Source organism: Flavobacterium magnesitis (assembly GCF_041729735.1).
GTDB classification, from domain to species: domain Bacteria; phylum Bacteroidota; class Bacteroidia; order Flavobacteriales; family Flavobacteriaceae; genus Flavobacterium; species Flavobacterium magnesitis.
Map to the genome: position 1 here is coordinate 1 of NZ_JBCFQK010000020.1, position 22,189 is coordinate 22,189.

The 22,189-nt window shown below is 32.7% G+C and carries 16 protein-coding genes and 1 pseudogene; 7 read left to right on the top strand and 10 right to left on the bottom strand.

Annotation, left to right across the window (positions count from 1 at the left end):
• The 6 genes and pseudogenes from AAGV33_RS12745 to AAGV33_RS12770 form a co-directional block, all read right to left on the bottom strand.
• A pseudogene (locus AAGV33_RS12745) lies at nucleotides 1-369 on the bottom strand (transketolase); the annotation flags it as partial.
• A gap of 132 nt (nucleotides 370-501) precedes the next feature.
• Nucleotides 502-1,533, bottom strand: coding sequence for a glycoside hydrolase family 43 protein (locus AAGV33_RS12750; RefSeq protein WP_373392411.1), 1,032 nt, complete (start codon nucleotides 1,531-1,533; stop codon nucleotides 502-504).
• A 31-nt stretch (nucleotides 1,534-1,564) separates the two neighbouring features.
• Complete coding sequence (locus AAGV33_RS12755) at nucleotides 1,565-2,998, bottom strand: MFS transporter (RefSeq protein ID WP_373392412.1); 1,434 nt, start codon at nucleotides 2,996-2,998, stop codon at nucleotides 1,565-1,567.
• A 28-nt stretch (nucleotides 2,999-3,026) separates the two neighbouring features.
• Nucleotides 3,027-4,151 (bottom strand): endo-1,4-beta-xylanase, encoded by a 1,125-nt coding sequence (locus AAGV33_RS12760; protein ID WP_373392413.1) that lies wholly within the window; start codon nucleotides 4,149-4,151, stop codon nucleotides 3,027-3,029.
• A gap of 25 nt (nucleotides 4,152-4,176) precedes the next feature.
• A complete protein-coding gene (locus AAGV33_RS12765; RefSeq protein WP_373392414.1) occupies nucleotides 4,177-7,074 on the bottom strand; it encodes a glycosyl hydrolase 115 family protein in 2,898 nt (965 codons plus the stop codon).
• A gap of 21 nt (nucleotides 7,075-7,095) precedes the next feature.
• Nucleotides 7,096-9,261 (bottom strand): alpha-glucuronidase family glycosyl hydrolase, encoded by a 2,166-nt coding sequence (locus tag AAGV33_RS12770; protein WP_373392415.1) that lies wholly within the window; start codon nucleotides 9,259-9,261, stop codon nucleotides 7,096-7,098.
• Between the two features lie 230 nt (nucleotides 9,262-9,491).
• On the opposite strand from AAGV33_RS12770, the gene AAGV33_RS12775 reads away from it, so the two are divergent.
• Complete coding sequence (locus AAGV33_RS12775; protein WP_373392416.1) at nucleotides 9,492-11,708, top strand: glycoside hydrolase family 3 N-terminal domain-containing protein; 2,217 nt, start codon at nucleotides 9,492-9,494, stop codon at nucleotides 11,706-11,708.
• Between the two features lie 33 nt (nucleotides 11,709-11,741).
• On the top strand, nucleotides 11,742-13,670 hold the full coding sequence (locus AAGV33_RS12780; RefSeq protein ID WP_373392418.1) for a sialate O-acetylesterase: 1,929 nt from the start codon (nucleotides 11,742-11,744) through the stop codon (nucleotides 13,668-13,670).
• Between the two features lie 47 nt (nucleotides 13,671-13,717).
• Here AAGV33_RS12780 and AAGV33_RS12785 read toward each other — a convergent pair whose 3' ends face one another.
• Nucleotides 13,718-14,749: a LacI family DNA-binding transcriptional regulator gene (locus AAGV33_RS12785; protein WP_373392419.1), complete on the bottom strand. Its 1,032-nt coding sequence runs from the start codon at nucleotides 14,747-14,749 to the stop codon at nucleotides 13,718-13,720.
• A 661-nt stretch (nucleotides 14,750-15,410) separates the two neighbouring features.
• On the opposite strand from AAGV33_RS12785, the gene AAGV33_RS12790 reads away from it, so the two are divergent.
• Genes AAGV33_RS12790 through AAGV33_RS12800 form a run of 3 tightly spaced genes read left to right on the top strand, consistent with a single transcriptional unit; the run spans nucleotide 15,411 to nucleotide 18,734 of the window.
• Nucleotides 15,411-15,836 carry a T9SS type A sorting domain-containing protein gene (locus AAGV33_RS12790; protein WP_373392420.1) on the top strand — a complete coding sequence of 142 codons (426 nt, stop codon included), beginning with the start codon at nucleotides 15,411-15,413 and terminating at the stop codon, nucleotides 15,834-15,836.
• A 4-nt stretch (nucleotides 15,837-15,840) separates the two neighbouring features.
• On the top strand, nucleotides 15,841-16,578 hold the full coding sequence (locus tag AAGV33_RS12795) for a hypothetical protein (protein ID WP_373392421.1): 738 nt from the start codon (nucleotides 15,841-15,843) through the stop codon (nucleotides 16,576-16,578).
• Complete coding sequence (locus AAGV33_RS12800; RefSeq protein ID WP_373392422.1) at nucleotides 16,575-18,734, top strand: hypothetical protein; 2,160 nt, start codon at nucleotides 16,575-16,577, stop codon at nucleotides 18,732-18,734. The genes AAGV33_RS12795 and AAGV33_RS12800 overlap by 4 nt, the downstream gene beginning before the upstream one ends.
• Before the next feature lie 91 nt (nucleotides 18,735-18,825).
• Here the strand turns inward: AAGV33_RS12800 and AAGV33_RS12805 are convergent, their stop codons facing one another.
• The 3 genes from AAGV33_RS12805 to AAGV33_RS12815 all read right to left on the bottom strand — a co-directional run bounded on the left by AAGV33_RS12805 (nucleotide 18,826) and on the right by AAGV33_RS12815 (nucleotide 20,224).
• Entirely contained in the window at nucleotides 18,826-19,029 is a 204-nt protein-coding gene (locus AAGV33_RS12805; protein WP_373392423.1) for a helix-turn-helix transcriptional regulator, read from the bottom strand.
• Nucleotides 19,030-19,125: 96 nt separating this feature from the next.
• Nucleotides 19,126-19,356: a helix-turn-helix transcriptional regulator gene (locus AAGV33_RS12810; RefSeq protein WP_373392424.1), complete on the bottom strand. Its 231-nt coding sequence runs from the start codon at nucleotides 19,354-19,356 to the stop codon at nucleotides 19,126-19,128.
• A 400-nt stretch (nucleotides 19,357-19,756) separates the two neighbouring features.
• Entirely contained in the window at nucleotides 19,757-20,224 is a 468-nt protein-coding gene (locus tag AAGV33_RS12815; RefSeq protein ID WP_373392425.1) for a UpxY family transcription antiterminator, read from the bottom strand.
• Nucleotides 20,225-20,713: 489 nt separating this feature from the next.
• Between AAGV33_RS12815 and AAGV33_RS12820 the strand changes: the two genes are divergently transcribed.
• Nucleotides 20,714-21,139 carry an adenylyltransferase/cytidyltransferase family protein gene (locus AAGV33_RS12820; RefSeq protein WP_373392426.1) on the top strand — a complete coding sequence of 142 codons (426 nt, stop codon included), beginning with the start codon at nucleotides 20,714-20,716 and terminating at the stop codon, nucleotides 21,137-21,139.
• On the top strand, nucleotides 21,139-22,140 hold the full coding sequence (locus AAGV33_RS12825; protein ID WP_373392427.1) for a mannose-1-phosphate guanylyltransferase: 1,002 nt from the start codon (nucleotides 21,139-21,141) through the stop codon (nucleotides 22,138-22,140). Before AAGV33_RS12820 ends, AAGV33_RS12825 begins: the two co-directional genes overlap by 1 nt.
• The last annotated feature ends 49 nt before the right edge of the window (nucleotides 22,141-22,189 follow it).

Consider the following 22,189-nt stretch of genomic DNA (forward strand, 5'->3'; position numbering starts at 1 on the left):
CTGACCAAGAGAACCAGATGCAATGCGTACTCCTGGCAAGTTGTCATGAGTTGTTGGATGTCCTTGTAATCTTGAATTTAATAAACGGAAACTAGCTAATTCAGAAACTGGAAAATACCCGCTTCTAGCTAAAACGCTATAGAAAACTGGAGAGATGTGTCCGTTTGAAAGGAAGAATAAATCTTCACCAATTCCGTCCATGTCAAAACCTTCTTTGCGGTCCATTATATTTTGATATAAGGCTACTAAAAATTCAGTACAACCTAGAGAACCTCCTGGATGCCCTGAATTAACAGCGTGTACCATTCGAAGGATGTCTCTTCTTACTTGGATAATTAAATCGTTTAATTGTTGAGTGTTAGGTTTCATTTTATGTTTATATAATTAATCTCTTTAGATGTATTTTATAAAATTATGTTTGTTTTTTGGAAAGACAATTTCAAAAAAAATCCCAATATTTATTTATAAAAATGGAAGTTTCATCTAATTTCTATTTTAGAATTATTTGTTTAAAATTCCTCGATAAGGATTTATTGGAACTATTGTACCATCTTCATTATACGTAATCTCAGTTACTTTAATAGATCTCAAATGAGTAACTCCTTTAGAAAGGCTAGAATCATGATAAAATAAATACCATTTTCCTTCGACTTGACAAATAGAATGATGTGAAGTCCATCCAATTACGGGTTTAAGAATTATTCCCTGATAAGTAAAAGGTCCGTATGGAGAATTCCCTGTTGCATAACAAATAAAATGAGTATCGCCAGTAGAGTAGGAGAAGTAATATTTTCCGTTGTATTTATGTACCCAAGAAGCTTCAAAAAAACGACGGTCATTGTCTCCTGCTAAGATTTCTTTACCATTTTCATCCAAAATTTTAATTTCTTTTGGTTCTTCGGCAAATTCCTTCATGTTGTCCGTTAATAAGGCTATAATAGGTCTTAGAGCAGTTTCGTTCGCTAAAGGTTCTTCATTTTCTTCAGCATATTTGTTGTTTCTGTATTTTTGAAGTTGACCTCCCCAGATTCCGCCAAAATACATATAATATTTACCATCTTCGTCTTCAAAAACGGCTGGATCAATAGAGTAACTTCCCTTGATAGCTTCGGGTTCTGGTAGAAAGGGACCTATTGGCGAATCACTAATAGCTACACCAATTTGGAAAATCCCATTGGCGCGTTTGGCTGGGAAATACAAATAGTATTTTCCATTTTTGTGAGCTGCATCAGGAGCCCACATTTGTCTTTCGGCCCAAGGAACATCTTTTACGTGTAACGCCAATCCATTATCTACAGCTTCAGAAGTAACGCTTTCCATTGATATAACATGATAATCTTCCATTCCAAAATGATCTCCATTGTCATTGAAAGGAATTCCTGCATCAATATCATGGGATGGATAAATATAAATTTTACCATTAAATACATGTGCCGATGGATCTGCGGTGTATATATTTGATACTAATGGTTGTGATATAGCTGTTTTTGCTAATTCTGTAAAGTCTATATGTTTTATACTTTCTTCTGGCATTTTATTTAATTTTATTGTGATGTAAAAATGATTAAGCTCTTCTTCCTTTTAATTCTGATTCTATTTGAACTTCCATTTTTTTATTGATTTCATAGAAAAATAAGAGTCCAACTCCTATCATAAAAGGAATGGCAGGAAATATGCTTACTAATAATTTTATTCCGTTTATAGCCGTTGCTGATTGCTCTAATGAGTTTGGTGTATAGTTGAAAAAACCTAATAATGAGGTTGTCAAAGCTCCTCCAATACTCAATCCCGCTTTTAATCCAACCATCATTGCCGAAAAAATGATGGCAGTAGCACGGCGGTTGTTTTTCCATTCCGAATAATCGGCAACATCAGCAATCATAGCCCAAAGAATAGGAATGGTGATGCCATAGAAAAAACCATGTAATATTTGAGAAACAAACATTAAAGAAACCGATTGCGGAGGATAAAAATAAAAAGCAATAATAAAAAGGGTAGAGATGAATAAGAAAAGTCCAAAAATGTCTCTTTTTCCATATTTATCAGCTAAGTTTTTAGACAGTGTAATACCTACAATCATGAAAATAATACCTCCGGCATTAAACAAGCCAAATCCGGCGGAAATAGGATCATCGCCAAAATGGTTTAAACCTACGGAAGAAAGAAAATCCAGTATTGGTTTGATAAAGGAGGCTAATTGTTTTTTGTCAACGTAATTTTCAAAATAATATATATAAGAACCTCCTTTTAAGGCTAACGTAATAAATACTAATGTGGTAAGTGTTAGCATTATTAACCAGGGTTTGTTTTTTATTAAATCTTTTATATCTTCTACGACACTTGATTTTTGTTCCGGTTTTGGTACAATACGTTCTTTAGTGGTAAAAAAAGTAATCAATAGCATGATCGTCCCTACAATAGCCAGTACTGTCATTACTTTTTCGATACCAATGGCTTTATCTCCATTTCCGGCACTTTTAATAATGCCTAACATAAATACCTGCACAAAAAACTGGGCAAACATTACTGCGACAAAGCGGTAGGAGGAAAGGCTGTTTCGTTCGGACATATCTCCCGTAATTACTCCGCTCAAAGCAGAATAGGGTAAATTATTGGCCGCATAAAGCAATAACAAAAAGGAATAGGTTACTACCGCATAAATTACTTTTCCTTTGTATGAAAAATCCGGAGTAGTAAAAGCAAGTAAACTCAATAATCCCAAAGGAATAGCTGTCCATAAAATCCAGGGACGGAATTTTCCCCATTTTGAACTAGTTCGGTCAGCGATAGCCCCAATAATTGGATTAAAAACAAAGGCTGAAGTAAAACCTACCACTAACATAATTATAGAGGAATGGGTGGGTGATAAGCCATAAATATCGGTGTAAAAATAAGCCAGATAAGTCATCAGGGTTTGAAACACCAGATTTGCAGCCAAGTCTCCTAAGCTATATCCAATTTTTTCTTTTATGGATAATTTTTGTGAAGTAGAAGTCATTTAATTATTTTGTTTTAAGTAGATAGATTTATTTTTTTACTTTCAAAGACATCACACTTTCATAGGCTTTCTTTGGTTGCAAATTAGCATCGAATAATAAAGGATAATCGGTTCTTCCTTTGATAGGAAAATCGTTTAACCAGGACTGAGTGTCATTAACTCCCCAAAATGTTACTCTGCTTATTTTATCTTTGTGTTTTAAAAATAATTTAAAGATATCGTTATAGCGTTGAGCTAGTTTAACCTGCATAGAATCGGGTAAAGATTTAGGATAAGGATTCATTCTTTCATTATTTTCAAATCTTTGGCTTATTTCAGCACCTTGTAATCCATAAGGACTTGGAAGTACAGAAATGTCTAATTCAGAAAAAGATACTTTTACTCCCAGAGCAGAAAAATCCAGAATGGTTTTTTCTATTTCTTCAAGAGTAGGTCTGTCTAAATGCCAATGTCCTTGTTCTCCAACTCCGTCAATTTTAGCTCCGTTTTTTTGAAGATTTTTTACCAATTCAACCGCTCCTTGCCTTTTTTTAGCATTGCATAGATTGTAATCATTATAATATAATTCTACTTTTGAGTCTATTGCAGCTGCTGTTTTAAAGGCATGAGTAATAAAATCTTTTCCGTAAGTTTTTAAAAAAACTGATTTTCTTAAAGTTCCATCTTCGTTAAGGGCTTCATTAACAACATCCCAGGAATCGATTTTCCCTTTGTATCTTTTTACTACTGTTGTAATATGATTAGTCATCATATTAGCCATACTTGTACTGTCTTTTATTTTTGACATCCAAGGTGCTAATTGGCTATGCCATACCAAGGTATGCCCATGAATAAACATTTTATGTTTTTGTCCCAAAGCGACATACTTATCACTTACATCAAAATCAAACTTATTTTCTTCGGGTTGAAGAAACATCGATTTCATGATGTTTTCGGGAGTGATACTGTTGAATTCTTTTGAAATTAGATTAGTCACTTTAGGATCCTTTTCTTCAATTTGATTAATATCTAAGGCTGTTCCAATGTAAAAATCACCCTTGTATGCATTTTGAAGAGAATTTTTTGCTGTAGATTGGCTATTGATTTTATTGTTACAACTACTTAAGGCAAATGCTGCAGAGATGAATAATAAAAAGGGTTTGGTTGATTTCATATTTTTTGATTTTTATATTTTTTGATTAATTTTTTAGGTTTGAATTTTCAGGAGGACCGAGAAGTGTTGGTTTTAATTCACTTTTTTCTGTTTCGATAATAATTTTCTGAAGTACTAAACCTTCATCCATTCGATAATAATTTAAAGTGTGATTTCCTGCTTTATCGATTTTAAATTCAGTTGTAATAACTTTGATGTTATCAGTAACATTTTTGTCCCAATTTTTAGTCACTTTTCCATTATAATCAAAAATAATTGGGTCTGAGGCATAGTTTACTTTAGTTGGACTTTCGTTATCAAATGATAATCCATAATAGATTCCTTCTCTTGTAGAATAATTTATTGTAGGAGAAAAATGCATCTGCACTTTTACTATTCCAGTATTTTTAAAATGTACATTATAAGATAGTTTTGGAGAGTTTTCATTTAATTCTACTCTTCCTTTTTTAATAGGCGATGAAATTACCGCTCCATCAGTTTTTCCTAAATTATCAACCACTTTCCATTTAAAAGATTCAGGTTCGTATTTATTGGAAAAATTCACCGCTTTGATGACTATGTATCCATTATTTTCAACAAAACCGTTAGCATTGTTTGTTTTTGTATTGTTGATTTTGATATTAATCGGAATATTTTTTCCAGCTCCTGATATCATTACAACAGCCGTTTGGCTGCCTTTAGGTGCTTTTTTCCAATCTATTTCTACTAAGATTCTTTCCTGTTTGTCAATGTTTCCTTTGGTTTTCGAGAACTGTATCCAATTTGATTTGGATGTAATTTTAAAGTCAAAAGGGATACTTCCTCTGTTAAAAACATCAATGTAAGAGATATTGTTTTCTAAAGAATTAAAACTTGGTAATGTAGCCTCATCTGTAGCTTCTGGCCACCATTTTGTTGCTCCTTCAATTGCAACACCTAATTCAGCTTTAGCAGGAACATCAATAGTTTTGGTGTTAGGAATAATATTTGTTTTTGGGTCCTGCCAATTTTTATATCCAATATGCGTTTGGGACATCATATGATTCCATTTTCCATTCGCCATTGTTTTATGATAATATGTCGAAAGTTCAGCATCTTTATCAAATAATGTTTTTACTTTTTCAGCATATTCATTGGTTGCAGCTCTTCCCTGATTAGTATACAAGTTATTCTTTGCCGTGGTAACATACAATTCATTTAAATTAGCGCTGGCTAAAACAGGATATAAAATCAATTGGTAAAAAGCGTCTTTGTATTCTGGCTTAAGCTGTGCATTGATTTCTTGTGCTTTTTGAGCTAATTTATTATAGTCTGAAACTACATTTTCAGCTTCGTTGTAATGGATTAAACTATAGCTGGAAGGATCTAATAGTTCCGGTTTTCTATTCGCATTATATTTAGAATACATTTTTAATAGATTGGTAATTTCTTCAGTATTTTGTCCTCCAAAGTTATCCTTAGCCCATTGGAAATAATAATCATTTAGATTCGTTTCATTCCAATATTCCGGATTCCAGGCATAATCTAAGAAGAATTCGATAGGGAATTCCATTGGTTTTATATCACCTACATTTACAATCCAGACTTTATCAACACCATGTTCATAGGCCAAGTGCATTTGTTCCCAAGTACGTTCTATTTGGTTAGAATTGATCCATTTGTAACTTCTAGGACCTCCCACGTAATCAAAATGATAATAAATTCCATAACCACCTTTTCTAGGTTTTGCATCCAATGCAGGTAATTTTCTTAAATTTCCCCAGTTATCGTCACACAGCAATAAAGTAACATCATCAGGTACTTTCATTCCTTTGTCATAATATTCCTGAACTTCTTTGTACAAAGCCCAAATTTGAGGAGTTTCTTCCGCTGGTTTTTTAGTGACAGCGGTTATAATTTCACGTTGTGTTTTAACAATGTTTTCTAATAAATCAATGGCAGTTCCTTCGGTCATGGGTTCGTCACCATCGCCACGCATACCAATAGTTACCAGCGTTTCTTTATTTCCCATTCGCTCCATTCCAGCAGTCCAGAATTTCTTTAAACCTTCAGGGTTTTTATTAAAATCCCATTCTCCGTTAACAGACTTATTCCATTCTCCATGTGCTTTTGTTAAAGGTTCGTGATGAGAAGTTCCCATAACAATTCCATATTCGTCTGCCAGAATTCCGTTTTGAGGATCATCTGCATAAAACTTTTCGCCCCACATGGCTGGCCATAAATAATTTCCTTTCATTCTAAGGATTAACTCAAAAACGGTATCATAAAACTTAGCATTAAATTTTCCGTAATTTTGACGAACCCAACCCGTTAGGGCAGGAGCTTCGTCATTGATAAAAATACCACGGTATTTTACTTTTGGTTCTCCTAAAGTATGAACACCAGGAAGAACATGCAATTCAGATTGTTTTTGTGAAGGAACATCAGCCCAAAATCCCCAAGGCGAAACGCCAATTTGATTAGAAAGATCATAAATGCCGTAAATAGTTCCTCTTTTGTCTGAACCTGCAATAACTAATGCTTTTTGTACTCCTGCAATGGGATTATTGACAATTTGAGTTGTGAATTTTTCCCACTTTCCTTGCAACTCACTGGCATTAATTTTTCCCTCTCGGGCTAGTTGATCAATGATGGAACTTTTGCCTAAAGTACCAATAATTACAATATAGTTTTCGGATATAACTTTGTTTTTTATAATATTTGGTAAAATATTGGTAACCGAATGAATGTCATTTTGGAGATGGCTGACCACACGCAATACTCCCGGGAAATCCACATCACTTACTAATAGAGAAGCTACTTTTCCATTGGAAGCCAAAGGAAAACTTTCTTTAGAAGATTTATTCGTTACATATTTATTTGGATTTATGGCATAGCCAATGTTTACTATTGAAAACAATAATAATAGCGGTAAAAATGTATTTTTTTGAATGGAAACTCTCATTATTTATTCTGCTTTCTTTTATTAATTCCCTGGTGCAAACGGAAATTGTAATGATTTAAAATAGTCTAATGTTTGGGTTGGTTTTTCAACTCCCTTCGGTAATTCTTTTCCAGAGTATTGTTGAAAATACAACAGGCAGGCATCACGCCACCATTTTGCTTCTTTATGTTGAATGTTGAGCAACATTTGAACTTCTTTAAATCTTGTTTCATCAACATAATTTTCCATTTTATTCCAGGTTGAATTCATTGATTCCACTTGATTGACGCCTTCCTGATATTTTAATGCTAAAGAATTCCAGAGCGTTTCTCCATTTTTTAATTTGTAATCCCATGATAGATGATGAAACCATAATAAATCTTTTTCTGGACAGCTTTCTACATCATCAAATATTTTTGCAACTTCGGGAGCGTATTGTGCGGTTGCATTGCTTCCAGTTTTAGAACGGTCAAATCCTATTCCTTTAGTATCAGCTTTGTGATAATAAGTAGGATTCCAATCGGGTCTGGATAAATTGCTTACCCAAGGTCCTGGGCCATAATGATGACCAGTATCCATGATATGGTGTAAGCCCAGAGGAGTCATATAATTGACTGCAGCTTCTCTGGATTCGAGCATCATTTCTTTTACTGGCTTGATAAATTTTTCTTCGTTAGAAAAAGTCATTCGCAACCAGTCTTCAGCAATAGTTTCCGAATCTTGATACGGATTCCATGCTAGTCGTCCAAATCCATACCAATTAGCTTGTGCAAATGGATGACCTGTCCAGTTGATGTCATTTCCAATATTAGCTACTCCAGCTATTCCTGTCATTTTATGATTGTCTAATGTTCCGTCAATTATTTTGGCAACGGTTGAACCTTTGCCTTTACTATAGGTATCAGATTCTAAAACTTCTTGATATAATTTAGGCAGATAAACTAAGTGAGTACTAAAACCTAAATATTCCTGAGTAATTTGGAATTCCATCATTAAAGGAGTTTTAGGCATGGCGCCAAACATTGGATGAAAAGGTTCTCTAGGCTGGAAATCAATCGCTCCATTTTTTACCTGAACAATTACATTATCTCTAAATTGACCGTCGTAAGGAACAAATTCGCTGTAAGCTTGTTTTGCTCTGTCATTAACATCGTGTTCCGAATAGACAAAAGCTCTCCACATCACGATTCCTTCAAACGGAGCAACTGCATCAGCAAGCATATTGGCACCATCAACGTGATTCCGATTATAATTTTGTGGACCAGGTTGCCCTTCAGAATTTGCTTTTACCAAGAATCCTCCAAAATCGGGAATTCTAGAATAAATTTCTTTTGCTTTTTCTTTCCACCAATTTTTGACATCAGCATCAAATGGATCAGCAGTTTTCAATCCACCAATTTCTATTGGTGCCGAAAAACGAGCCGTTAAATATACTTTTATTCCATAAGGTCGGAATACTTTGGCTAAAGCCTCCACCTTTTCTAAATATTGTGGCGTTAATATCAAAGCATTGGCATTCACATTATTAATAACTGTACCATTGATACCAATGGAAGCATTGGCACGAGCATAATCTATATAACGTTGGTCAATAAAATCAGGTAATTTTTGCCAGTTCCAAAGCGAAAAACCAGCATAACCTCGTTCGACTGTTCCGTCTAAATTATCCCAATGATTCAGCATTCGGATGTTTATTTTTGGTGCATCAGTAATGGCTAGGTTTTCAATCGATTGATTGGTTTGGAGTAATTTTAAAAAATTAAAAACACCGTATAAAACTCCTACATCTGTTTTTGCTGTTATTAAGATGTGTTTTTTGTTTTTTAATTGAATGGTTTTTATAATATATCCTTCATTATTAATCAAGTCAAACTCACTTTTTACATTTTTTAGGATGGCTTCATCTAAAGAGGATTGATTGCCTAAAATCAACATATTTTCCTTGTTTGCATTCTGTTGAAGTGAAACTTCATAAGCTAATAAACCAGAAAGCCCTAATTGTATTTCTTTTGTTGCAGCCTGAATCGTTTCTGAATTACCTAAGGCATGAATTCCATTAATTTTAGACTGATAATTGGAAGCCATTTTAGTTTCTTGAACTTTTTTGTATTGAAGCCACAATTTATAATCTTCTTGCGCAGACATATTAAAGGGAACTATCAAAAAAGATAATTGTAATAGTAGGTATAAAAATAATGGGTGATTCATTCGGTTAATTTTACTTGTAAAGATTTTCAAAAACTCTTCTTTAAAATAGATTATATTTAATGTTATAAGTATCTAGCGTATTTTTTTACTGTTTCTATCTTTGTTCCGTTTTTTATTTATATTTGCAATCGGTTGCGTAAAAGTAAAACATTGTATCATATAAAAAAAATTTTATCTTATTTTTTTTATATTCACTAAAAAAAGACCAAATAACTAATAAAAATCTACGTATGAATGTTAATTTAAAAAAAATAGGAATCTTATTAATAGTGTTTGTTACTCTTCCATGTCAGAGTCAAACATTCCCTTTTTATAATACAGCATTACCGATTGACCAAAGGGTTCAGGATTTAATTTCCAGGCTAACTTTAGAGGAAAAAGTAGGGCAAATGATGAATGGTACTCCAGAAATAAAGAGATTAAATATTGCACCTTATGATTATTGGAATGAAGCGCTTCATGGTGTTGGACGTTCGGGCGCTGCTACCGTTTTTCCACAAGCTATTGGTTTAGGGGCTACTTTTGATAAAGAGTTAGCACTTAGAGTTTCTACTGCAATTTCAGATGAAGCCAGAGCGATGTATAATGTAGCAAAAGCTAAAGGCTATAATAAACAATATGGAGGATTGACTTTTTGGACTCCTAATATTAATATTTTTAGAGATCCTCGTTGGGGACGTGGACAGGAAACTTATGGAGAAGATCCTTTTTTGACGGCAATTATAGGTACTGAATTTGTAAAAGGTTTGCAAGGAAACAATCCAAATTATTTAAAAACGGCTGCTTGCGCTAAACATTTTGCAGTACATAGTGGACCAGAAAAGGTAAGACATGAATTTAATGCCGAAGTTTCACCTAAAGATTTATGGGAAACTTATTTACCCGCTTTTCAAGCATTAGTAGAGGCTAAAGTGGAGTCGGTAATGTGTGCTTATAATAGTACTGATGGCGAACCTTGTTGTGCTAATAAATACCTGCTTACTGATGTTTTAAGAAAACAATGGGGTTTTAAAGGACATGTAGTGACTGATTGTGGAGCTATTGATGATTTTTATATTTCCAAAGATAAAGGAGGACATGGAATAGTAAAAACGGAAGCTGAGGCGGCAGCATTGGTTTTAAAAAGTGGGGTAAGTTTAAATTGTGGAGATTCTTATAAATCACTTCCTCAGGCTGTTAAAGAAGGATTAATAACTGAAAAAGATATTGATAAGCAACTGGCAATTTTGTTACAGACCAGATTCAAATTGGGATTATTTGATCCAATAGGGAGTAATCCTTATGATGCAATTTCTCCTGAAGTAGTGGATAGTAAAGCACATCGGGAATTAGCAAAAGAAGTGGCTCAAAAAAGTATGGTTTTATTAAAGAATAATGGAATTTTACCACTAAAAAATGACCTTTCTAAATATTTTGTAACTGGACCAAATGCAGCTAGTATCGAAGTGCTTTTGGGAAATTATTATGGTATAAATCCAAATATGGTCACTATTTTAGAAGGAATTACGGCTTCTATAAGTCCAGCAAGTCAATTGCAATATCGATTAGGAGCAATGCTCAATAAAGAATCTATAAATCCTATAAATTATGCTACAGGAAATGCGAGGGACAGTGATGTGACTATTGTTGTATTGGGTGTTTCGAGTACAATAGAAGGAGAGGAAGGAGATTCATTAGATTCTTCAACAGCTGGAGATAGATTGGATTATAATTTGCCTCAAAATCAAATAGAATATCTAAAAGAATTAAGAAAAACAGCAGATAAAAATCCGAATGATAAAAAACCAATTGTAACTGTAATTACTGGTGGAAGTCCAATGAATCTTGCTGAAGTACAGGAATTATCAGATGCGGTATTATTAGTATGGTATCCAGGTGAAGAAGGAGGAACTGCTGTAGCTGATATACTTTTTGGCAGAACAGCGCCATCAGGAAAATTACCAATAACATTTCCAAAATTTTTAGACCAATTGCCTCCATTTGAAGATTATTCGATGAAAGGCAGAACGTATAGATATATGAACGAAGACCCAATGTATCCATTTGGCTTTGGATTAAGTTATACTACTTTTTCTTATGACGAAGTAAAAGTATCTTCAAAAAGAATTTCGAAAAAAGATAATCTTACTGTTGCTGTGAAAGTGACTAATACTGGCAAAGTTAAATCAGACGAAGTGGTGCAATTGTACGTGTCAGATTTGGTAGCATCGGTGGATGTGCCTAATTTTCAGCTTGCTAATATGAAAAGAATTACTTTGGAAGCTGGAGAAGCAAAAGATGTTGAATTCACTTTGACTCCTGAAGCATTCGAAATGGTTAATAATAAAGGTAATCGGGTTATTGAAACTGGAGATTTCAAAATTTATGTGGGAGGATCTAGTCCAATGAAAAGAAGTTTTGAATTAGGTGCGCCTAAAATGGCTGAAGTTATAATTAATGTGAAATAGTTAAAAGCGATTATAAAAAATAAAACATACAAAATGAATAAATTAAAAATTGCACTAATTGTTCTACTTTTTATTCCATCGAATGAAATATTTTCCCAGATTAAACTTCCCAGATTGATCAGTGATGGGATTGTATTACAAAGAAATGAAAAAGTGAAAATTTGGGGATGGGCTTCGCCAAAGGAAAAAATAAAGTTAGAATTCAAATCCAAAACCTATTTTACAGAAGCAGGTCCAGAAGGAAACTGGAATATTATTTTGCCCGCTGAAAAAGCAGGAGGACCATACCAAATGACTCTTAAAGCTAGTAATGAAATTGTAATTAAAGATATTTTATTTGGAGATGTTTGGATTTGTTCAGGACAGTCGAATATGGAACTCCCAATGGAGCGTCTTAAAGAGAAGTATGGAGAGGTAATTAAAAATGCTAAAAATACAAATATTAGGCATTTTTTAGTAGCTGATAAATATAATTTTCAAAAAGAGCAAACCGATTTGGATTCTGGAAGTTGGGTTGCTGCGACTCCAGAAACAGTCCTGAATTTTTCGGGAGTAGCTTACTTTTTTGCTAAAAACATTTATGAAAAACATCCAGTGCCTATTGGTTTGATTAATTCAGCTTTAGGAGGATCTCCTATAGAAGCTTGGTTGAGTGATAATGCACTCGCTGCTTTTCCAGAAGCTTACGAAGAAGCTCAAAAATTCAAAAACAATGATTACATCAAAGAAATTGAAACCGCCGACAAAAAAAGAAACGACGACTGGTATGAATTATTAAATAAAAATGATGAAGGACTCAATAACCACTGGGATTTAGCTGGAATTAATGATAAAAATTGGGAACAAATGCCTATTCCAGGATTTTGGTCTGATCAATCTATTGGAAATGTTAATGGGGCAGTTTGGTTTAGAAAAGAAATAGAAGTGCCTAAATCGATGGTTGGAAAACCAGCCAAATTATTTATGGGATGTATTGTCGATCAGGATTTTGTTTATGTCAATGATGAGTTAGTTGGTACTACAGGTTATCAATATCCTCCACGCAGGTATGATGTAAAATCAACTGTTTTGAAAGAAGGAAAGAATGTCATTTCAATAAGAGTGATTAATAATATTGGAAAAGGAGGATTTGTATTAGATAAACCGTATTATTTAGCTGTAGATAAGGATACCATTGACTTAAAAGGATTATGGAAATACAAATTGGGTACAGCAATGAAGCCATTAAAAGGACCAACTTTTATCCGCTGGAAACCAGAAGGATTATTTAATGCAATGATAGCCCCTTTAATTAATTTAAAGATTAAAGGCGTGTTATGGTACCAAGGCGAATCAAATTCTGGGAATCCTAAATTATATGCTAAAGCTTTACCAGCATTGATTCAGGATTGGAGAACAAAATGGGGACAAGGCAATTTTCCTTTTCTTTTTGTACAATTACCTAATTTTATGGAAACTTATCCTGAACCCAGAGAAAGCAATTGGGCGGCTTTAAGACAAGCTCAGCTGGAATCACTAAGTGTGCCTAATACGGGAATGGCTGTTACGATTGACTTAGGAGAATGGAATGACATTCATCCTTTGAATAAGGAAGATGTCGGGAAACGTTTGTCCTTACTAGCCCGAAAATTAGCTTACGGAGAGAGTAAATTACAAGCTTCAAGCCCAATGCCAAATACTTCTGTTTTCGAAAAAGATAAAGCTATTATTTCTTTTAAAAATAGTGGAGGAGGATTAATTGTTAAAGATGGATCGGAATTAAAATCTTTTGCGATTTCAAATGATGGCAAAAACTTTGTTTGGGCAAAGGCAAAAATAATTGGAGATAAAGTGGAAGTTTGGAACGAAAAAATAAGTAATCCCACAATAGTTCGATATGCTTGGGATAATAATCCAGAAGATGCTAATTTATTTTCGAAAGAAGGATTACCCGCAACACCTTTTGAGGTAAAAAACAAATAATGAAAAAACCACGTTAAACACAATGTCTAACGTGGTTTTTTAGTTTTTTATATCCTTTTTGAAGATTCCCGAACCAGTACTTCGGTATTTAAAAAAGTAATTTCTTTGACTTCGTCCTTTTTATTCGATTTTATATTTTTTAATATAATCTCTGCCGATGCTTTTCCCATTTTGGCCGCAGGATGCGTAATAGTCGATAAATTAGGATCTATAATTTGTGAGATAGGGTCGTTATTAAAGCCGATAATCGCCAATTCTTCAGGAATTTTAATTCCTCTTTTTTTGGCAGTTTGGATCGCACTAACCGCTATAATATCTCCAGAAGCAAATATACCATCTGGACGAATTTCTAAATCAAATAATTTGTTACTTGCTTTTGCACCTTCTTCATAAGTAACTGTTTTTAAATTCACGATTAATTCTTCAATTAGAGGTAAATTATGGTCTTTCAATGCATCTAAATACCCTCTTTTTCTTTCGCTGTACAAATTACCAAATTCAGATCCAGCCGTAAGATGTGCAATACGGATACAACCCTGTTCGATAAGATGTTTTGTGGCTTTGTATCCCGCTGCATAGTTGTCTATGATAACACGAAAAGTATTGAAATCTTTGGGTACACGATCGACAAAAACTAAAGGAATATTATTGCTAACAAACTGTTGAAAATGGGATGTATCACGAGTTTCCATTGCAAGAGAACTAATTACTCCGCTTACTCTACTGCTGTATAAAGATTTAGCCAAACTGACTTCTTCATCATAGGAATCATGCGATTGCATAATAATTACGTTGTATCCTGATTTTTGAGCGGTGATTTCGATACCGCTAATTAATGAAGAAAGGAAAGGCTGTGTAACGGTTGGTATCAAAACACCAATGGTGTTGGTCTTGTTTCCACGAAGTCCAGCCGCCAAAGTATTAGGGACATAACCCATTTCTTCGGCAGTTTTTTTTACTTTTTTAATCGTTTTATCGCTAATTGATGGATGATCTTTTAACGCTCTAGAAATTGTAGAGGTGGCAAGATTTAATTTTTCAGCAATATCGTAAATTGTAATATCTCTATTCTCTTCCATAAATTAAAACGTGTGAATCACAAATATACATTTTTTTTGAACTAATTGTGTTTTGTGTTGTTTAGTAATAAATTTTGTTATAAAGATGGGGAGAGGTGCAATCTATTATAGTGTAAAGTAAAAGATAAATAAAGACGTATGTTATACCTGATTACTTCCTGATCTAGGAAATGACCTATTAGAGTAACAAAACCAATATTTTCAAAAGCATTTCCAATTTCATCAACAAATTTCTGTCTGCATATAGAATCTTCTGAAAGGAAATTATGTAAAATCAACGCTGGAGATATTTTGCATATTATTTTATTTTTATATCATTTTTATGACTTGTGGCTTCTCTTTACAAGTGTATTTACTAAATTATTTTTAACTGTAAAAATAGAAGCTAAATCGTCAGAATAAAATAAGTTTTTGAATGTTAAACTAAGATTTTCTATATGTTTATTTTGTAAATGAATGCTTATATATATTAAAAATAAATGTATTTAATCGTCTTTTTTGTTTGTTACATCGACTTTATTTGATTTTTTAAATATTTTCGTTTCAAATAAAAGTCCCAGTGAAACATCTCCGTTTTAAAGATTTTAATCTTATCCTTTTAATCCTGATTTTCTCTTACAAGGGTGTTACCCAAAATACTGTCACGGATTCTAATCGCAGGATGGAATCATTTATTACCGCAGGGAGTAATGCAACAGGAAGTAGTGGCAGCGTTTCTTATTCTGTAGGTCAGTTGTTTTATACCAGCTTTGAAACAGCTGATTTTAATGTAGCTCAGGGAATACACCAGGTGGAAATCAAAGAAACTTTAGAGGCTAAAAATGAGAGTATTCAGCCTAAGACAGGAATGTTTGTTTTCCCTAATCCTGCTAAAGATTTTATTTATTTAACTAGAGCAGAAGTTGTATTAGAAAAAGAATTATTGAGTTATAAACTTTTTAATCTTCATGGGATGCTTTTAAAACAGAGTAGTATCAATCAGGAAGAAAGTAAAATTTATTTAAATGACTTATTACCTTCTCTTTATCTGCTTCAGGTTTATCGAAAGAATAAACTTTTAAAAACGTTCAAAATAATTAAAAAATAAAATAATGAAATTTATAATTTACCTATTGTTTTTTTTAACTTTTGCAGTTAATATTTGGGCTCAGTCACCTGAAAAAATAAGTTATCAGGCAATAATAAGGGGGGAGGATAATAATCTGGTCATTAATTCTAAGATTAGCCTTTCCATTATTATACATCAAAATTCAGTAAAGGGTACTAATGTGTTTAAGGAAACTCATTCAGTGTACACTAATAGTAACGGACTTATTTCTGTGGAAATAGGAACGGGGAGCAATGTTAATGGAAGTTTTGCTGCTATACCTTGGGAAAACGGGCCCTTTTTTATAGAAACACAAGTAGATGCAACCGGTGGAGCTAATTATAACATCATCGGAGTTACCCAACTTTTAAGTGTTCCTTATGCTTTACATGCTAAAACGGCTGAAAGGCTAATATCTTCGGATAACACTAACCCTTATAAAGCTAAAATTGTTATATTTAACTCTTCAAGAAATGTTGCTGATTCAGATATAAACAATACCATTGAATGTACTTCATCAGCTACATTAACGATGACCGCCGGATTTGAAAGTATGTTAACAGGAGATACCATTAATTTAGAAGCTCACAATGGTGCTGTTTTGACCATACAAGCGCCTCCCGGAGTCAAAATTAATTACAATGAAAATGGAAAAGCAGTATTTAGTAGTAGTACAGGAAATGTACGATTTGGTTTTCTCCGAAAGACAGATTTGAATTCCTATATAATATCAGGACAATGAAAAAATTAATCTTCTTTTTATTCTTTTCAACGGCAATTTTTTCACAAAATTATCAGTACGCAACGGATGATGTTCCTGTTAAAGCTTCGGCATCGTCAGAAATGGGTACTAATCAACGTGAAGAAATTGAATATTTTAATGCCTTTTTATTACCCCTCACACAAAAGTTGAGTATGCAGGCAGCTTTAGATAAATATGGTTCTGTACGATTAGAAAAAGGAGATTATTCTGGTGTAAATATAGTATTACGCAGCAATCAACGCCTTTTTGGGCATCTTTCACTAACTAAAGTCTCTAATATAACTATAGCAGCCGGCACCAGTAATTTGAAAATCCATAATATCATTTCATCCGGTGGAATCAATTTTCAAGCAGGAACAGCGATAACAAATTCGGAATTTAAAAACATAGAATCCTCTACCATACGTTCAGTAGGCGGAATTATTGAAAATAACACTTTTATTAACTTATCAAGATGTGTTTTAAACTGGGATATGAGTAACTCCGGCTATTTTAGAAACAATAAAATAATTAAGCACCGTATTCATGCTTATTATCCGCAAATAGTAATGAAGGGCAACAGTGCGACTCCCAGTTATGGAAATGTTCAACTATGGATAAACATGCTTACTCCCGGTGGTAATGGCGCAGAAATAGACAATCTCAAAACATTAACATGGGTGGGCGTCGATTCTGAAAGCTGGAATTGGCATAATTACAGCAGTAAGCCATTAATAGAAATGAAAAACATGGGAGAGGTAAAAATTGCTTCCATTTCAGGAGGAAATTTAACTGCTACACCTACTCCGGTTTTTGATATTGCAGCGGATAATGTATCCATTTCAAGAAAATTTATAAGTTCGAAAGCTGCAAAAAAAAGTATTTTAAGAGGAAATACTAATATGTTTCTGGTAGACAGTAATTTAGAAAGTTATGATACAGAAGAAACCAATACAAGATTTGATTTTAAAGGTCATTCCGGTAATAAAAGTATCTCGTTAAACGGTGTGGATATAAGCAGTCCCGTAACAGATGCTCCTACGATAAATAAACTGAGCAGTACTATTTTAGGAACTCAGAATAAACCTTGGGAAAGACCTGTTTTTGAACCAATTCCGAACCCGACAGGGGAGAACTGGATGACAAACCGCGCTGGAAAAATGGATCAGACAGCTTATATACAAAACCTGATAAATACTAATAACATTGCTGAATTAGAAGAAGGAATTTATTATATAGGTTCTACATTAACTATCAAGAGTAATCAGGGAATTATAGGTAAAGGAACGGGAAAAACAGCCATTGTAGGTTTAAAAGATGATTTTCCGCTTATTACAGGTGAAAACAGCAAAGGTGAAGTTAAATTCTATCTATCTAATTTTACACTTCAGGGAGGGAGTACCGGCCTTAGAATACACCCTTTAAACGGTTCTCAGATTTCAGTGAGTGCCTGTATATTTAGACATTTAGTTTTTAGAAACCAGAATTACGGTATCCATTTAGATAAGTTTTATGGATTTGATAATAATTTTATAGAACAGGTAAGTTTTGTGAATACCAATGTTGGTTTCTTTCAGGAGATTGATCCCCTTTATAAAGGCGTTGGAGAAGCTGCAACGATGATGTTTATGGACAAGGTAGTTTTTTACAAATGCCAATGGATTAATAATACTAAGGCATTGAGTTTACTCTCTTACAGAGGCTCCAATTTAAACGCCTGGATAGATTGTAACTTTGATAACAATAAAATAGTTGCAGAAATGAGGAATTATGTTTCATCATTATTTGCTAATTGTCATTTTACTAATACAACTGGAGATTATGTTGTAGGCGGAGAATCAAAAGTGGAGTTTTATTCCTGTTTATTTGATAAAAACACAGCGAATGCGACTTTTAGATTATACGGAGCGTTTTTAGAAGGTTGTACAGTATTAGACCATTCTAATTTGTTTAAAACTTTTTCATCAATAGGTTTTATCACTAATTCCACAATCACAGGTGCTATAGGAACTTTGAATACAGGCATGATTGTAAATAGTAGCATGCTTTCTAACCCAAATTTTAATAAGATTTTGGTAAACATCAACTTAGGTAAACCTACCGTAATTATTGACGCTAATCCTAAACCTTATCCTCAGCTGCTGGTGACTTATTAATGTATAAGTATAAAGAGTATGCGCTTTTATAGTTATAAAGCATAACAACTTATATTATTACATTTGAAACCAACCCGCATTATTTTCAATCTTAATTATCTAACTTAAAAATTTCACTTTTTTTAATTCCTAAAATTTTCACTAATTTATCCAGTTTTGATAATTTAAGATCGTCAATTCCTTTTTCAATATTTTTGTATTTCTGTATGCTAATTTCCATTTGAATAGCTATATATTCTTGAGAATGATTATTTTGCAATCGATACTCTTTAATCTTGAGATAGTAATTTTTCATAGCCTTAAATTTTTTAACACTAATTTTGTTCAGTTATTAACTTAATTTAGATATTGAATATTTTTAAACTTAACCACCTTATATGTTCTTCAAAATTTATTTTGTGTCATTAAAAAATAATGATATATCAAATTTAAATATAAATTCTGTTGAAACATCCAGAACTTTTGAAATCTCAATTAATTTGGAAACAGTCAAATCTACATCTCCTCTTTCAATTTTACCGTATCCACTGGGACTCATTTTCAGTTCTGCCGCCACATATTCTCGGGTTAGATTTTTTAATTCTCTTATTTTTCTAATATTTTCGTATACTTTTCTATTCATAAAAAATAATTTATTAGCAGTAGTACCGCTTTAATTAATAAATTTATTTTAAGACAAAAAAAAATGCTTTTTTTAGCTTTATATAACTATTTATTATAATAAATATTTTACTGTGGTTATAAATTTTATGTTAATGTACCATTAAGTAATTCTTATCTAAATCATGAATGTAACGTGAATGTTACTAAGATATTATCAAAAAGCTTACTAATTTTACATTATTATTGTTAAATTTAAAATTTTGATAAAAATACTGTATTTGTATGAAAAATAATCAATTAATCGACAAATGACCTAAAAAAACGATTAAATTCATTTCTGCCTTTGTGAAATTAAATAAACAAATCTTTGTTTCACGCAAGTATAGTAATTGAAAATAATTACAGAAAAATTGTATTTTTTATACGTGTTTTACTTTTAAAACATATCCTAAAGATTCTAAAATTAAAACATAGTGTGTTTTAGTGATGTCTTTTACTACCGCATTTTGCTCACAAAAAGGTCCTGAATTTAAATGTATTCTATCACCTATTTGATACTGCATAACGGATATTTCTCTAGCAGTATCTCCATGTTTAAGCCATTCTTTTATGGTTTCAATTTCCTGATCTTTAACTATAGCATGTTTTCCCAGCCAAAATAAATACCTTACTATACCAGGTGAATGAAAAACCATATTCCGGTCTTTTTCAGCCAGCTGTACAAATATATAGTGATCAAATAAAGGAACTTCTACCTTAATTTTTCTGTCTGATCTTTGCTTTACTTTTTTAATCATGGGACAATAACAAGTTACTCCAAACTTTGTCAACTGTTCAGTGGCTCTTTTTTCCCATTTAGGTTTTGTATAAACTACATACCATTTCATACCGTTACATTTATAAGTTCCATTTCATTTTACTTAGCCTGGTAAAGGGGTTTCAATGTATTGATTGTCAATGTTTTTTCAATCAAAAATACCAAGGTTAAACACTGCTAAAATAAATTTAACGTCTGAAATCAGCCTATTGCTTTTCTACTAATTTTTCCTGATTAAGGATTTATAACCACTAAAATTTTATTCTAAATACCTCTTACCATTCTAATTTTACTCTTGTTATCAAACTATAATTTTATTAAGATAGCAACGATTTAAATTTTTGTTTTTTTTAATGAGATTTAAATCTTTAAGTAGGAATTAAAAAAGATATTCTTTTAGTTTTTACAACTTTTAAATTTTTTTTGGATAGTTAAAATGTAGCTATTCACGGGGTACCCTTATTCAATTTCCAAAAAATGTCATAAGAAATCTTAAAAGATTTATTTCTTATAGTCTAAAGTACCAAAAATGATTTTTTAATTTTTAAAAAACGAACAGATGAAAACTGGAATAACATTTAGTGCATTCGATTTATTACATGCGGGTCATGTTAAGATGCTTGAAGAAGCTAAACAGCATTGTGATTATTTAATAGTGGGCTTACAAACAGATCCAACTATTGATCGCCCTTCTAAAAATAAACCAACTCAATCAGTAGTCGAGCGCTACATACAACTTAAAGCATGTAAGTTTGTAGATGAAATTGTGCCTTATACAACTGAGCAGGATTTAGAAGATATTTTAAAATCTTTTACCCTTGATTTACGCATTGTAGGTGATGAGTATCAAGACAGAGATTTTACAGGAAGAAGTTATTGTGAGAAAAAAGGAATCGAATTGTATTTTAATACACGGGATCACCGTTTTTCAAGTACTTCTTTACGTCAGGAAGTATATCAAAATGAACTCTTAAAAGTTATTTAATGAAAACTAACATGATAACTAACGTAATTTTGACAGGAGGAATTGGTAGCCGCTTATGGCCTCTTTCCAGAAAAAGCCTGCCCAAACAATATCTTGATCTTTTTGACGGAGAATCACTTTTTGAAAAAACAGTCATTAGAAATCAAAGTTTTGCTACTAAGACTATAGTAGTTGGAAATATTGAAAATCATAAAATGACTGATACCATTATGGCAAAGTTCAATACAACTTTTACTCATATTGTTGAAGCTGTTCCCCGTAATACTGCTGCTGCAATTGCTTTTGCCGCTTTTGCTTCTAAACCGGAGGATATTTTGCTGATCTCACCGTCTGACCATATTATAGAAGATGGTATATTTTACAATACTGCTTTGGAAAAAGCAATTGAATTAGCAAATCAGGATTATCTGGTCACTTTTGGTATAAAACCCACTAAACCAGAAACAGGCTATGGCTACATTGAATTTGAAAATGAAAACGTAATTGCTTTTCATGAGAAACCCAATTTTAAAACAGCGACAACCTATTTAAAGAAGGGAAATTACTTCTGGAACAGCGGACTTTTTTGTTTTAAATCGGGAAAATTCTTAGAAGAACTCGAAAAACAGGAACCAGAAGTTTACAGGGCTTCAAAAAAAGTTTGGGAATCCAATAAAAAGGGATTTTTAGATTATGAATTGTCTTTAAAAATCCCTTCGATAAGTATTGATTATGCTGTGATGGAAAGAAGCAAAGACATCAAAGTAGTTCCTGCTCATTTTGCCTGGTCTGACTTAGGTTCTTTTGAATCGGTATATGATTATTTAGTTCAGAGAAGCTATCCCATGGATGCCAATAAAAATATTGTCATAGGAACCTTAATGCATACCACATTTATAGGTGTTAAAAATTGTATTCTGGTTTATACTGCCGATGCTTTAATGGTTTTACAAAAAGAAAATTCTCAGGAAGTAAAACAAGTGTACCAACAATTAGAATCAATTGCGTCTCCATTACTGTAAGGTTTTCGGAACAGATGAAAAATAAATTATTATATTCCATTACCTTTAT

What these genes read in the sequence shown, in the direction of transcription:
- AAGV33_RS12800 (WP_373392422.1), top strand. Translation starts at nt 16,575, where the DNA reads ATGAAAAAATTAATCTTCTTTTTATTCTTTTCAACGGCAATTTTTTCA.
- AAGV33_RS12810 (WP_373392424.1), bottom strand. Translation starts at nt 19,356, where the DNA reads ATGAATAGAAAAGTATACGAAAATATTAGAAAAATAAGAGAATTAAAA.
- AAGV33_RS12815 (WP_373392425.1), bottom strand. Translation starts at nt 20,224, where the DNA reads ATGAAATGGTATGTAGTTTATACAAAACCTAAATGGGAAAAAAGAGCC.
- AAGV33_RS12750 (WP_373392411.1), bottom strand. Translation starts at nt 1,533, where the DNA reads ATGCCAGAAGAAAGTATAAAACATATAGACTTTACAGAATTAGCAAAA.
- AAGV33_RS12775 (WP_373392416.1), top strand. Translation starts at nt 9,492, where the DNA reads ATGAATGTTAATTTAAAAAAAATAGGAATCTTATTAATAGTGTTTGTT.
- AAGV33_RS12785 (WP_373392419.1), bottom strand. Translation starts at nt 14,749, where the DNA reads ATGGAAGAGAATAGAGATATTACAATTTACGATATTGCTGAAAAATTA.
- AAGV33_RS12795 (WP_373392421.1), top strand. Translation starts at nt 15,841, where the DNA reads ATGAAATTTATAATTTACCTATTGTTTTTTTTAACTTTTGCAGTTAAT.
- AAGV33_RS12780 (WP_373392418.1), top strand. Translation starts at nt 11,742, where the DNA reads ATGAATAAATTAAAAATTGCACTAATTGTTCTACTTTTTATTCCATCG.
- AAGV33_RS12770 (WP_373392415.1), bottom strand. Translation starts at nt 9,261, where the DNA reads ATGAATCACCCATTATTTTTATACCTACTATTACAATTATCTTTTTTG.
- AAGV33_RS12805 (WP_373392423.1), bottom strand. Translation starts at nt 19,029, where the DNA reads ATGAAAAATTACTATCTCAAGATTAAAGAGTATCGATTGCAAAATAAT.
- AAGV33_RS12820 (WP_373392426.1), top strand. Translation starts at nt 20,714, where the DNA reads ATGAAAACTGGAATAACATTTAGTGCATTCGATTTATTACATGCGGGT.
- AAGV33_RS12755 (WP_373392412.1), bottom strand. Translation starts at nt 2,998, where the DNA reads ATGACTTCTACTTCACAAAAATTATCCATAAAAGAAAAAATTGGATAT.
- AAGV33_RS12765 (WP_373392414.1), bottom strand. Translation starts at nt 7,074, where the DNA reads ATGAGAGTTTCCATTCAAAAAAATACATTTTTACCGCTATTATTATTG.
- AAGV33_RS12790 (WP_373392420.1), top strand. Translation starts at nt 15,411, where the DNA reads ATGGAATCATTTATTACCGCAGGGAGTAATGCAACAGGAAGTAGTGGC.
- AAGV33_RS12760 (WP_373392413.1), bottom strand. Translation starts at nt 4,151, where the DNA reads ATGAAATCAACCAAACCCTTTTTATTATTCATCTCTGCAGCATTTGCC.
- AAGV33_RS12825 (WP_373392427.1), top strand. Translation starts at nt 21,139, where the DNA reads ATGAAAACTAACATGATAACTAACGTAATTTTGACAGGAGGAATTGGT.